Source organism: Bdellovibrio sp., from assembly GCF_047637665.1.
In the GTDB taxonomy this organism is placed as follows: domain Bacteria; phylum Bdellovibrionota; class Bdellovibrionia; order Bdellovibrionales; family Bdellovibrionaceae; genus Bdellovibrio.
The window spans coordinates 74227-87773 of sequence record NZ_JBLJBT010000043.1 but is presented as its reverse complement, the minus strand read 5'-3'; the positions used below and the strand labels follow the sequence as shown (position 1 = coordinate 87773).

Annotated in this window: 11 protein-coding genes; 6 read left to right on the top strand and 5 right to left on the bottom strand. The window is 46.9% G+C overall.

Annotation, left to right across the window (positions count from 1 at the left end; genetic code table 11):
* Positions 1–17: 17 nt before the first annotated feature.
* Positions 18–935: a type II secretion system protein GspC gene (gene gspC / locus ACM64D_RS14770; protein ID WP_415063998.1), complete on the bottom strand. Its 918-nt coding sequence runs from the start codon at positions 933–935 to the stop codon at positions 18–20.
* A gap of 175 nt (positions 936–1110) precedes the next feature.
* On the opposite strand from gspC, the gene ACM64D_RS14765 reads away from it, so the two are divergent.
* Both ACM64D_RS14765 and ACM64D_RS14760 read left to right on the top strand, forming a co-directional pair.
* The gene (locus ACM64D_RS14765) at positions 1111–1680 is read left to right on the top strand and encodes a hypothetical protein (RefSeq protein ID WP_415063997.1); all 570 of its coding nucleotides are present in this window, start codon (positions 1111–1113) and stop codon (positions 1678–1680) included.
* Positions 1681–1994: 314 nt separating this feature from the next.
* Positions 1995–4625, top strand: coding sequence for an adenosylcobalamin-dependent ribonucleoside-diphosphate reductase (locus ACM64D_RS14760; RefSeq protein ID WP_415063996.1), 2631 nt, complete (start codon positions 1995–1997; stop codon positions 4623–4625).
* 68 nt (positions 4626–4693) lie between these two features.
* On the opposite strand, the gene ACM64D_RS14755 is transcribed toward ACM64D_RS14760, so the two are convergent.
* From ACM64D_RS14755 to ACM64D_RS14740, 4 genes are all read right to left on the bottom strand, one after another.
* Entirely contained in the window at positions 4694–5296 is a 603-nt protein-coding gene (locus ACM64D_RS14755) for a hypothetical protein (RefSeq protein ID WP_415063995.1), read from the bottom strand.
* Between the two features lie 151 nt (positions 5297–5447).
* Complete coding sequence (locus ACM64D_RS14750) at positions 5448–6905, bottom strand: hypothetical protein (RefSeq protein ID WP_415063994.1); 1458 nt, start codon at positions 6903–6905, stop codon at positions 5448–5450.
* Positions 6906–7075: 170 nt separating this feature from the next.
* Complete coding sequence (locus ACM64D_RS14745) at positions 7076–8203, bottom strand: hypothetical protein (protein WP_415063993.1); 1128 nt, start codon at positions 8201–8203, stop codon at positions 7076–7078.
* Positions 8203–8778, bottom strand: coding sequence for a cob(I)yrinic acid a,c-diamide adenosyltransferase (locus tag ACM64D_RS14740; protein WP_415063992.1), 576 nt, complete (start codon positions 8776–8778; stop codon positions 8203–8205). Before ACM64D_RS14740 ends, ACM64D_RS14745 begins: the two co-directional genes overlap by 1 nt.
* Positions 8779–8855: 77 nt before the next feature.
* Between ACM64D_RS14740 and ACM64D_RS14735 the strand changes: the two genes are divergently transcribed.
* The 4 genes from ACM64D_RS14735 to ACM64D_RS14720 all read left to right on the top strand — a co-directional run bounded on the left by ACM64D_RS14735 (position 8856) and on the right by ACM64D_RS14720 (position 13540).
* Positions 8856–9668: an N-formylglutamate amidohydrolase gene (locus tag ACM64D_RS14735; protein ID WP_415063991.1), complete on the top strand. Its 813-nt coding sequence runs from the start codon at positions 8856–8858 to the stop codon at positions 9666–9668.
* Positions 9669–9778: 110 nt separating this feature from the next.
* Positions 9779–11176: a cytochrome c biogenesis protein ResB gene (locus ACM64D_RS14730; RefSeq protein ID WP_415063990.1), complete on the top strand. Its 1398-nt coding sequence runs from the start codon at positions 9779–9781 to the stop codon at positions 11174–11176.
* Positions 11177–11178: 2 nt separating this feature from the next.
* Positions 11179–12804, top strand: a complete 1626-nt coding sequence (locus tag ACM64D_RS14725) for a cytochrome c biogenesis protein (RefSeq protein WP_415063989.1) — start codon at positions 11179–11181, stop codon at positions 12802–12804.
* A 196-nt stretch (positions 12805–13000) separates the two neighbouring features.
* Positions 13001–13540, top strand: a complete 540-nt coding sequence (locus ACM64D_RS14720) for a cytochrome c3 family protein (RefSeq protein ID WP_415063988.1) — start codon at positions 13001–13003, stop codon at positions 13538–13540.
* The last annotated feature ends 7 nt before the right edge of the window (positions 13541–13547 follow it).

Sequence of the window (13547 nt, the reverse complement as noted above, 5' to 3'; positions counted from 1 at the left end):
CAAGTACGGCCCAGGCTTTACTGAATATTGTAAGTCATGGTTTCACTTTTGCCGTTTCGCTCCACCTGAAGAGTTACCTTCGGTGAGTTCTTGAGAGTGTTGTAAAGTTCCATGGCTTTTGCCGGGCTGTCGACGGGGGTGCCATCGACGGATTTGATAACGTCCATGCGTTGCAATCCAAGCTGTTCGTAAATACTTCCGGGCTGCATATCCAAAAGACGGAAGCCGTTGATATTTCCCGTGCCGGGTTCGCGATTTGGAACGGCCCGTGCCTGCATTAAGATGCTGGAGAGATCGTTGGTGTATTTAAGAAGATCGGCTCTTTTGATGACGAAACTGTTGCCGCCAACTCTTTGGACTTCTTGAGCGCCTCCGCCTGAAGATTTAACGCCAGCACCGAAGGCGACCTTATTGCCGTCCTTTTTCATCTCAATATATTCAAGACGGTTGGAGTTGAGATTGCGGAAGATCACTTTTTGTCTTTCGACGCGAAGGATGGAAGCCATGCCTTCAATCTCTTTTCCGGGGCTGTAAGATGTGACTTGGTTTTTCCCGCGCACTTCGATCGCCGCGATGGATTTATCGGGGTTGGAATGGACGAGTGTGCCGATCAAATTAAGAGGAAGTTGTGAGGGAACAGGGTCGGCTTCTTTTTGCGACTCGCTCCCTTTGGATTTGTCGACCAATGCGTCAGGAATAACCCCGGTTGAGGCGAAAATATTGCGATTGGTGATGGTGTTGTAGGCGCCACGACTGATGCCGGAATCAAAGTGTGAGGCCTTGGGATGAGAGGGGGGGGCGGTTTGTGGCAACATGCGATCCCGGTAAGCGAGGATAGCGAGATCTGCGATACAGTAACCAACAAAGATAAAGAGAATGTAAGAGTACCACTTCTCAAAAGGGGGACGTTGATTCTTCGGGTTACGTGAAATCACTGTTGTACAATCCTTTGTCTTTTAACCGGCATAATTTGCCGGGCGCCTAGTCCTTGGGCCTCGATCAATCCTATCAAAAAGGCGGGGGGTCTGCACGAAAAAATACAAGCTAGACCATGGTCGTGAACAATCAAATTTCTACACACATTCTCGAAAGATAGGTCATGATAGAAGTATGAGAATTCTCTACTTCACGGATGGAGCAGGAATCGATCTTCTAGGTATTCGCGAATCTCTTCTGAGAATACCAGAAGTACTCACCTCCCTTCGTCGCGGCCAGGAACAGGCTCGCTACGTTGACTTGATGCAGGTGATGTCGTTGCCGGACGAAGATTTTCGTCTGGTCTCTTCGGTATTGCGAAACTACCTTATTAATTTAGTACAACGAGGTTTGCATCAGCGGTGGATCAATCGCGATCATCGTGCGGATCTTATTCTTCGTCGTATCAACTATCGTTCCTTCGCCGAAATCAAACAAGAGGTGCTGAATTTCATCCGTGGAAAGACAGAGGGTAAATCTGTCGCCACCAGAGATTTGCATCTTCTGCATTTCTTAAGTCGTGTCGAGATCACGATCATCGGCCCTGGTTATGATGAGATTGAAATTTGGCTTCGCCGTGAGATCTCCACCAAAGGGGATATCAAAGTTCTTATTAAGGACGTGATCGCCTCAGATCCACAACTGGATTGGTTCTGGCCGCATGTGCGAGAGACCTTCGTTCCTGAGGAAAGCTCTTTAATTTAAATGAACCGAGGACCTCCTTCGGGAGGGAGGATATGATCGGGGTTTTAAGCGCCGCTTAAAATCACCCCTCAACGCGGAGTGAAGAGGTCTGCTTACTTAATAAGCAACGCTTAAAAAGTAAGCACATTCAAAAGTAAGATTTTTAATTAAAACCAGGTATCTAAGTACCACCTTCCTAAATCTTGAGCTTTTCGGGTTGGCTTTGTTTGGGCGCCCCCTCTATCGGATTCTAATTTTTCTGCGAAATTATTCTTGTAAGGCCAACCATCCCTTGGTCTAGTTGAGGTGTAACTCGGAGCCACGAAGGAGCTTAAATGAATCCCGATCTTAATTTGTCTGAAATGCCACCAAGAACCACTCACCCTGAAGTGAAAAAAGCCAAAGCGAGCGAAAAGTCTTCGTCGAGTGAGTCTGTGGTTGGGAGTTCGAAGATTCAAAAGCGCAATACGCAGTTTAATGATGATTTTTCTAAAGAGATTTTCGAAGCCACATACAAGTTTGCTGGTGAAAAAGATGTCAACGATCGCCACCTTGCTATTGCGAAGGATTTGGCTTCCGTTGAAGCTCCCGAGATTCGTGACTATTGGACAGAGCGATTTTTAGATTTGCTTGAGGATTTTAAATTTGTCCCTGGAGGACGTATTACGTCCAACGCGGGAACGGGGCTTAAAGGCACGACTTACATCAACTGTTTTGTGAGTGGTTTCCGTGGAGAGAATCAAGACTCGATGGAAAGCATCATGGACGAGTTGAAGCGTCAGGCTTTGATTCTTAAGTCCGAGGGCGGATACGGTTTTTGTGCCGATGTGATGCGTCCTCGTGGTGCTTACGTGAGTGGAATTGGTGGAGATTCTCCTGGAGCGGTTAAACTTTTAGAAATGTGGGACACGCAAAGCTCTGTCATCACTGCGGGAAGTGGTTTTAAAAAGTCAGAAGACAAAGGCAAGAAGAAGATCCGTAAGGGCGCACAGATGGTGACGATGTCTGTTTATCACCCCGACATCGAAGAGTTCATCACGGCGAAACAAACGCCAGGCCGCTTGACCAAGTTCAATATGTCCGTCCTTGTGTCTGATGACTTTATGAATGCCGTGGAAAGCAATCTTCCTTGGAATCTGGAATTCCCTGACCATGAAAATGCGAAGGAAGAATATAAGAAGTACTGGGACGGCAATCTGACCACATGGAAGGCCAAGGGGCTTCCGGTAAAAACGTATAAGACTTTTGAAAATGCCAATGTCCTTTGGGACTTGATCATGAAGTCGACTTACAATCGCAATGAGCCTGGTATTTTGTTTATCGATACGATCAATAGACTTAATAACCTTTATTATGCAGAACATATCAACGCGACCAATCCTTGCGGGGAGCAGGTTCTTCCCGTGGGTGGAGCGTGTTTGTTGGGTTCTGTGAATCTCACACAATTTGTTGATGAGGCGAAAGGCACCTGGAACTATCAGAAACTTGGCGAAACCATTCAGACAGCGGTCCGTTTTATGGACAATGTGAATGACAAAACTTTGGTTCCGCTTCCTGAACAAGCTGACAGTATTAAAGCGAAACGAAGAATTGGTCTGGGAATGTTGGGCTATGGTTCCGCATTGATGATGTTGAAAGTGAAGTACGGCTCCGAGGAAGCTCTTAAGCTGACTGAAGATTTGGGTACATTCATGATGAACGAGGCCTACAAAACATCGGCTTTGCTGGCGAAGGAAAAAGGCGCATTCCCGCTTTTCAATAAAGAGAAATATTTAAAGAGTCATTTCGTTGAAAAGCTTAAGCCGGAAGTGAAAGAATTGATTGGTCAGTATGGCATTCGCAACAGTCATTTGTTGTCTATTCAGCCTACAGGGAACAGCTCGGTTTTTGCCAACAACGTTTCTGGCGGATTGGAGCCTATCTTTATGGCTGAATACACCCGCACGGTGATGCAGCCGTTCCCGCCAGAGGGTTTGGGCGTTCCTAAGAATATCAACTGGGAAGCTAAGACCTATGATATCTCGGGTCCTGAAACAAAATGGCAGTGGACTAAAGAGGGCGATGAAAGTTTACTTTTCACGAAGTTTAATGACGACGTTTGGAAGTTTGATGCTTCTCGTGGATTGTTGAAGGAATCCCGCGTGCGGGACTACGCCGTTCGTTTCCATGAAAAGAATAAGAGCTGGGATCCTCAGGCGGACTGGGCGTCAACGACGTTTAATCTCACCATTGATGATCATGTTAAGACAATGGGCGTTCTTTCTAAGTACATTGATTCGGCTATGTCGAAAACGGTGAATATTCCTGAAAGCTATCCGTACGAGGATTTCAAACGTCTTTATTACGACGTTTATAAAACAGGAACTATTAAAGGATGTACGTCTTATCGTGAAGGCACGATGACGACAGTATTGTCCGCTTCAAGTGCGATTGTTGCTAAAGATGATTCCACTGTATTGCATACGAAAGCCATTCCTCGTCCAAAATCTTTGGACTGTGATATTCACCAGATCACAAGTGCGGGAAGCCGTTGGGTGGTTCTTGTGGGGCTTTTGGGGAATGACCCTTATGAAGTCTTTGCGATGAAACAAAACAGTCTTCATTTGCCGACTCATGTAAAGAACGGAAAGCTCGTAAAAGAAAAATCGGGTCTTTACAATCTTGAGACGAAAGATGGCTGGGTGTTGGCGGATATCCGTAAGTTCTTCGAATCCGATGAACAAGAGGCGCTAACCAGAATGATTTCCACGGCCCTTCGTCACGGAGCGGATATTGAGTTCGTGGTTTCTCAATTGATTAAGAGTGAGGGAACTATCACGTCTTTTGCAAAAGCGATTGGTCGTACCTTGAAGACTTATATCAAAGAGATCAAGACCATTAAGTGCACGAGCTGCGGCGGAAATAACCTAAAAATTCAAGAGGGTTGTTTTGTTTGCGCAGACTGTGGAAGCAGTAAGTGTGAATAGAAACGTAATCTAGAAAAAAGCAAAAGATCTCTTCAAGGACATTGAAGAGATCTTTTTTTTATCTTCAGTTACTGTTGAAACTGTTTTTTGCGAATCTCTTGGGTCCAAGAGTTTAAAATGTCTTTCTCGGCTTTATCCCAACACATTCCGATCACGGCGCGATCTCCGCGAGTCTCTTCGGCGTGATCAATAATCTCACGAGGCATCTGATCGCGGTATTGAGCTGGATTTTTAATAAAAGAGTCGTTGGGAAGTTCCTCTAAAGGATTGTCCCGGACGGCAAAACGACAGTGGAATTTGCTGAAGAACTCATATTCCGACATTCTGGAACGCACCCAGGAAACATCCGTCATGACTTTCTCTAAATCGATTTTTTGATCAACAGACAATTCGTTATAACGGGAATCTAGATTGAGATTGAGTTTGAGATTGATTAGATCCATCGCGGAGAGTTCGTCGCGGTGAATGATACGCAGAACGCCTTGCAGCTCTTTTTGGGTGATTTGGTAATGTCTATCTTGTTCGGCGTTGTTAGTGACTCCGAAAAGAAGATCTTGGGTGCTTTTCAGACGGAAGTTCAGGTCCCTGGAGCTTTCAACCAAGTTCTCGGCATTAGACGTGAGCGGGGACAAAGCGATCATCAGGGCAGCAACCCATAAATGGTTCTTCACACGGACCTCCATATATTAAGATATGACGAAGACTCAGCAAAGACCTTGCCGCCGTTTTAAAGACTTATAGTGGGTTAATTTTGTTATAAGGCTCAATGAGTGCCCTTTGGCGCCATTGAGGTAGCAAAAAGAGTCAGGTGTGTGGCGGCGTCTAATTGCAGAACTCGTCCAGCGAAGTCTTGTTTTGTGGATGGGGCTTGCACACACGAGCGGCGAACTTCGCACCGGCCACATGCTGTGAAACAGTCCAATCAAAATCAATCTCCCAACTTTTAATTTTTGCCAGGGCCTTTCGGCACGACTCGGCTGTCAATCCACTTCCACAAATATTGAGAGGCAACTCCGTCTGGGAGACCAGCCATTTCATAAAGGGATGAGGACCGAAGAGCTGATCGCGCGAGCAGGGCAGGCTAACGCCGGCAATTTCGCCGCTGACATGCCAGGAAGCATAAAGACCACTGGCAATCATATTATCCATATAAGCTTGAAGAAGTCCTTGAGCACGTTGTTCAAGGCGAGGAACGTCGAGCTCCAGAGGGGCTCCGACGGCTTTGAGGAGATCACAAAAAACATCTTCTTTCGCACTCTTGGTTTGACACTGTTTGCTGCGCCCTTTGGCAAGAGCATTTTGAATCACGGCCTCTTCAAAGCGAAGGCGAGGGGGGCGTCCTTTGATTTGTTGATCTCGTTGCAGGCGCCAGAAAAGATGTGCGGGAACTTCGATATTTTGGCAAAGACGAATGCCACGATAAAGATTGGCCGCCATGGATTCGACCTTCACGGCCAGCAAAGGATTCAGTCCGGCCTCGATCATTTGGCAAGTCATGAATGCCGCGCCTAAAACGTGGTAGTTCTTGCTCGCAACTTGTTCCGCCTTTTTGCCGGGGTATTGAGTTTCTAGAATTCTTCTTTTTAATGAAGCATCAATATCGGCATTGTCAGCCAAAGCGCCAGCGATATAGAAATCGGCGGTTCTGGCTGGACAGGGGGACTCTTGATTTTCTTCGCCGTCAGGCAGTTCAAAAAACTCGTCATGGCGATAACCCTTTGCCAATAGTTGTTCTTCGACGGTGTCGTTGAGAAACTCACCTTGTTTCAGATCATCATGGCCACACATGCCAATCAAAGTGAGGGCGGCATTGGGATTCCCTTTGGTATAGTGCAGAGCTTTTTCATAGAGCCAACCGGGTTTTAAGTCTTTGCGATTCATTCCTGCCTTGTCTCCCAAAGAGGTTCGACTATGGCGATTCTCTTTTTCGTCGATGAGTTGGGTTTGGCGAGTGCTCAATCGTAAGTCGCGATAGAATAACAATGCCTTTTCTGCGAAGCATTTGTTGTTTGAAAAGTGGTGTTGAAAATAGTTGCTCACTCCAGAGTTTTTAGAGGCGACTTGAGTGTCGGTCGCGTAAGCTCGAGGATCCAGAATTTGATAATATCTTTTGAGTCCATTTTTCACGCCGGAATCAGGAAGAGAATTTATCAAGGCGGTGGCGATACGGTCCGCCGAAGAAATACCATTTTTCTGTGCGGTCGACATCTGTGCGGTTTGAGCCACCGTGCTAGAGCATAGCAGTCCGACTCCAAGCAGGACTTGGAGGACGTGTCTCAAAATGAGATGTTTTGCATTTAACAGCACCGATGCACCTCTGAGGGGATGATGTGCAAGACGTATGCTGGAGGAGCGTGGTTTCTAGACGAGTTGATTCTGCGAGGGGTGTCAGAAATGGGAGAGAGGGACAATTCTGGTCCCGGGGGGATTTCGCTGGGGCCGGGCGTTTGTTAGAGCGAAAAAAACGGTTCCATCTCAACAGCCTTCTCATTAGCAGGGTGCAAGAATGAAGGAGGCTCTTGATCGGGTCGCATTAATAGATAAACCCCGAACGGCATTTTTGCCGAGATCCAATTCGGCGGGCGACGATAGATGTACTCAGAGCGTGTCTGATTATAGACCAGAAATTCGTTTTCTTGGGCCTCGTCGAAAGCCTTCCAAAGAAGACTCTCAAAAATATCGCCGTTATCGGCCAGAAGAAAATTCATGTACTTAAAATTCAGACTGGCTTCGATCTTCAGGCGTGAATAGGGCTTCGTCAAAGTGCGGGTCCATCCTAGCATCTTCCCGAACTTTAAAAACTGGCGGAAGTTATGGGCTCGCAGCGAGTATTGCATGGGAATAAAATCCTGCAAACCTCCTGAAGACCATGGGGCCGCGCAGCCCACAATGTTTTCATTCCTGTCAAAGGCGATCAGGAAGTCTTCTAGCTTGAGTCCTTTCCAACGCTCCAATTTCTCATAGAAGCTGTAGGTGTCCCAAACTGTCGCCAGATCTTTCTGTCTTGATTTTTGAGAGATATAATAAATCAAGGCATCCACGTTCGATGAGTTGCCTCGGCGAATGCGCAGATGTGGAAGGGGATTGCTGGCCCAAGGCAGGCGTCCATGAACCGAGGCCATGTTGAAGCGTCGGAAAAGATAGTAGTGAGGTAAAGGGCGCTTCATTGTGCGGGGGCGAACGAAGGCATTCAGCGCTTGCACCTCGCTCATGCTTAAAACCGAAAACAGGTACTCGCACCCAAAGGTTTTAAAGACCTCGTCCATCACGGGTAAAAAATGCTGAGACCATTCCAAAATAGCCCGGCGATTGGAAGAGATGCGTAGATCTCGGCCAAAAGCAACGGGGCGGACCTTGTTGTCGAGAAGAACATCACGCATGACGAAGCTTGCCATCCCCTCAAGTTTATCTTCATCTCTTAAAAGATAAGTGAGATGGCGATCGGATTGAATCGAGTAAGGAGCAAAAAAATCCCCATCACGATCAATCTTCATTTCGACCAGGCCGCGCAAGGGGAAGCTTTTATAAAACTCAGTGAGCGCTTGAGAATCTTCCGGTTTGGCGATGTCGAGCTTCATTAAGTTTTTTTCCACAGAACATCTTGGTGCTGAGTCTTGAAATTCACCCAGCGAGCCGCCACAAAAAGATAGTCACTGAGGCGATTGAGGTATTGAAGAGCGGGAAGATAGCGGTCATCTTTGACGGCGATCTCCGCAGAGCGCCGTTCACTGCGACGACAGAACGTGCGTGCCACATGAAGATGGGCCGCGACAGGGTGTCCTCCTGGCAGAATGAAGTTACGAAGCTCTGGAAGTTGTGCGCTCATCTCGTCAATTTGAACTTCAATAAAGCGAATTTGTTCTTCGGTGATCGGAGGAAGCATTTTAAAAACCTCCTCTTTTTCAGTGGCAAGGAGGCTGCCGATGTTAAAGAGTTCATTTTGAATCTTTTCAAGGGGGCTGTCTAACTCTCTGAGGTCGGCAAAGCCGGTCAGAGCAGAACGGACGACGCCTAAATAACTGTTGAGTTCGTCCACGGTTCCATAAGCTTCAACGCGAGGATTGAATTTTTCTACACAAGAGCCATCGACCAAGCGTGTGGTACCCTTGTCACCTGTGCGCGTATAAATTTTAGCTTTGGGAGCGTTCGTCATAATAAAAGTCCTTTATTAAAGTCTTGCTTTTTCTGCGCAAGAGGTCAAGGTAGAAGGGTAAGTTTACGGGAGCAAACATGACAGCAAATGAAGTGCCTTTGATCGTAACGATCCCGCATTCGGGAGAAAAAATTCCACCACAAACTCCGTGGCTCAATACTCTGCCAGAGGAAATTTTGATGTGTGATGTCGATCGTTATGTGGATTTTCTTTATGAGCCGACCTTGCACAAGCTTCATATCCCTTATGTGAAAACGGAATGGCATCGTTATGCCGCCGATCTCAACCGTATTCCCGACGATGTAGATGCTTCATCCGTTATCGGCAACCCCAACCCCGCAGGGATGCACAATCGAGGATTTCATTGGGTCATCACGACTTACAAGCACGAGATTATGAAAGAGCCCATGACTCCTGAGGTTCATCAGGAACTTGTTAAATTGATTTACGAACCTTTCCATGCGGGCATTCGAGAGCTTTATCAAAAGCTCCATGAGAAAGATTTTAAGAAGACCTATCATATTGATGCTCACAGCATGCCTTCCCTGGGCACCAGCGAACATCGTGATCCGGGAGAGCTGCGGGCAGATATTGTGGTCAGTGACAGCAAGGGAAAAAGTTGTGACCCGCGATTTAAGGATCTGGTGATTGCGGCTTACGCGACGGCGGGTTTTAAGGTCGGCTACAACTGGCCGTACTTTGGTGGACGTGTCACGGAGCAGTATGGAGACCCGAAGCGAGAGCAGCACACTCTTCAGGTGGAGATGAACCGATCCCTTTATATGGATGAAAAATCAAAGAAGCTAAAGCCTGAAGAGGCCAAGAAGGTTCAAGAGAAAGTCCTTTTTGCTTTGAGCTATGTCCGCAACAATTTGCTGCATATAATGTAGAGCGTCGAAGAGGGAAAAGCGTAGTCAGTGAACGGCACTTAAACTATTGATAGCAATACGCAAAAAACAACTGGCTCTCAGCAAGGACATGCTCATTGGATAATACTAGTGTGCCAAAGAAATCTCTTCTCAAAAGACTTAATAAGCCCTTGGCTTCTTTGAAGCTTGCGGTGTTCATCATTGTGGCCCTTGCGGCGATTACGGCCGTGGGCACTATTGTTGAGGCTAAGTACGATGCTTATGCCGCCAAGAAGCTCGTCTATGACACTTGGTTTATGTATGCGGTGATGGGGTTGTTGGTCATCAATTTGACGGCGGTGATGCTGGATCGGTGGCCTTGGCGAAAGCGCCACGCAGCCTTTGTTCTTGCACATATTGGTATCATCATTCTGTTAGCCGGCGCGTGGTTGACCATGGAGTATGGTCTTGATGGTTCCATGAGAGTGGGGATTGGTGAAACCAACAACTTTGTTCAGGTCGCCGAGACGGATCTGGTTGTTTACTCTTCGTTTGATGGGGATCGCTATTCCAAAACACTTGAGCAAGAAGTGGATTTCTTCAAAAAACCCCCCACAGTCGAACATCCTTTTATCGTGCCCGCTTTGAGTGGCGAGATTCGCATTGTCGACTATCAAAAATACGTGATTCCGTCCCGCAAGGTGGTTGCTGATGAGTCCGGTAAGGGCGGAGCCGGCCTGCGCTTTCAATTGCAAAACGCCAACGTCAACGTGATTGAGTGGTTGGTGCAAAGAAAGTCGGATACGGTGGCGACTCATAATTTCGGACCCGCGCAGATTCATCTGGGACCGGCTCCTGAAAAAGGTCGTGAGGCTAATGAGATATTCCTGACTCCCTCTAAAGAGGGGCTTCGTTATGTGGTCTTTCAAAAAGACAGCGCCACACCTTTGAAAAAAGGTGTGGTTAAAGAAGGGGATGTCTTTGATCCTGGCTACAAGATGTCGTTGCAGTTCCGTGTTTTGCGCTATTTGCCAGCAGCCCTTGAAGAGTGGGATTTAAAGCCCGCAGAGCGTCCGTCGCCGATGACGACCTCGGCGATTAAAATTCTTTTTGAAGGTAAAGAACACTGGGTTTTGCTGAACGATATGACGAAGTTATTTACTAACAATGCTGTCTATCTTTTGACCTACGGCAATCGCCGTGTGGATTTGGGTTTTCCTTTGAAGCTGAAGAACTTCGAAGTCAGTCGCTACCAAGGAACGATGCGTGCGATGGCTTATCAAAGTGTTGTAGAGGTTCCTGATTCCGGTGAGCATCTGATTTCAATGAATGAGCCCTTAAAATACAAGGGACTTACGATTTATCAGGCCAGCTTCCAAGAGGAGCAGGGGAAACCGGTGGCTTCGATTTTTTCTGTCAACCAAGATCCAGGACGTTTTTTAAAATACCTTGGTTCTTTGGTGCTGAGTTTAGGGATTGTTTTATTAATGTGGTTTAAACACCTCGATTTTAGAATTGCGCGCAAGTCGCAAAAGGAAAACGGGAATTGAATATGAAGAAGTTTTTTCTGGTACTGGCCTCTCTGCTATTGAGTGTGACGGTTTATGCAAAAGCAGGTGATGCGCTAAAGTATCTTCCGGTGCAAGACGGCGGTCGCATTAAGCCCTACGACAGCTTCTCGCGGGAGATGTTGGAGATTGTCTACGGCAAGACGACCTATGAAGGCCGAGCGGCGACAGAGATCGTGATGACTTGGATGTTGTCGCCACAGGCTTGGCAGGATAAAAAGATTTTTGAAGTTCGTAATCACGAAGTTTTGGAGGCCATGAAGCTTCCGAAAGATCAGCGTTACTTTTCTGGTGAAGAGTTGTTTGGCAGCGAACGTTTTGCGTTGCTTCGTCAAGAGCTTCAAGGGAAGCGCGAGTCAAAAGAAAAACTCAATCCTTACTTCCAAGCATTGCAACGCCTAGAAAATCAGTTCTTCGTATTTCAGGAAATCGCGGCAGGCCGGATGTTGAAATTGGTTCCGCCTAAAGAAGGGAATTCTTGGGTGGCAGTGGCTGATTTAGAACCGGTTCAGCAAGAAAAATTCCTGGCGATGACCAAGGCCTTTGTGAACCACATCGGGGCGATGGCAAAGAATGAGAGCACTTCGCAAACAGCCGTAGATCTTGACAATGCCGTTAAAGGCTTTGAAGAGTCTGCGCGTGCAGTCAATCCGGGGCTTTATGAACACAGTGGAACGATTCCCGCCGAGGTTCATTACAATAGCTTCCATCCGTTCCGTTGGGCTTATATCTTTTACTTCCTGGCCTTCATCGTTTTGTTGTTGGTGTGGACTTTAAGTAAAGAGTCCTTGATGAAAATCGCCTGGGTCTTTCTGGCGATTGGTTTTGTTTTGAACACCTATGGCTTTGGTGTGCGTATGTACATCATGGATCGAGCGCCCGTTTCGAATATGTATGAAACGGTGGTGTGGGTTTCTTGGGGCGTGGTCCTTTTTGCGGCGATTTTAGAGATCATCTACAAATTCCGTCTTATTTTAGTTGCAGGGACTTTGGTTGCCGCCTTCGGTCTTGTGATCGCCGATTTTGCTCCGGCAGTTTTAGACCCGACTCTACAACCTTTAGAGCCGGTTTTGCGTAGCAACTATTGGCTGACCATTCACGTAATGACCATCACTATTAGTTATGCGGCTTTCTTCTTGGCGTTTGGTTTGGGTGATATTGGTTTAATCTATTATTTGCGTGGCGAGGAAAAACATCACGAAAAGATCAAAGCAGTGGTGATGGGGATCTATCGTTCTATGCAAATTGGTGTCGCCTTCTTGGCCCCGGGGATTATCCTGGGTGGTATCTGGGCTGATTATTCATGGGGTCGTTTCTGGGGTTGGGACCCAAAAGAGACTTGGGCGTTGATTGCGCTTCTTGGGTACTTGGCGGTTCTTCATGCGCGCTATGCGGGTATGATCAAACATTTTGGAATGGTAGTGACGGCGATTATCACGTTCTCTTTAGTGATCATGGCTTGGTATGGAGTGAACTTCGTTCTTGGTGCGGGGCTTCATTCCTACGGCTTTGGGGCCGGGGGGGTTGAGTACGTGTCTGCTTTTGTGGCAGCACATATCTTGATGGTGATCTACGTCAGTATGATTAGAGCAGGAAAACGTAAAGGTTAAAGTAACAACGGGTTGAAGAGATCGGGTGTTGCTGAGTTAGTGTGCTGAAAATGTGTGGGAGTCCTTCTTTTTCATTATGTTTGCAAAAAGATGATGGACAACAGAACTTTTCCACCATTAAATAGGTGCAAACTAAAATTAGGACAGCATTCGTTTGTCTTTGGCCCACACCGTAGTGAGTTAGCGAAGGATGATTATGCATCGGGTATTCAACAGATCGGCGGCGAGCGCATTGGCGTTTTTAGGCGCGCTCATGGTTTCAACACTTCTCACAGGCTGCAAATTTCAGCCTGGGTTTGGTTACAATAAAGGATATGCTCCAGAGCAACCAATTCCTTTTGACCATTCCCTGCATGTGGGAACACACAAAATGCAGTGTCAGTACTGCCACAATCAGGTGGAAAGAACGAAGCACGCAAATATTCCTGCACTTTCAACGTGCATGAACTGTCACCTTCAGGTGGGAACAGATAGACCCAATATTCAAAAGCTTCGTGAAGCTTATGATAGCGGTGCCTCCATTGAATGGACTCGCGTTCACATGCTTCCAGACTTTGTTCACTTCAATCACAACGCCCACGTTGCAAAAGGCGTGAACTGCCAAACATGTCACGGTCCGATCGAGACAATGACTAAGGTTCAGCAGTTCTCTGATCTTTCCATGGGTTGGTGTGTGAACTGTCATCGTCAGCCAGAGAATAAAGCACCTCTCAACTGTTCAACTTGTCACTACTAAGGATTTC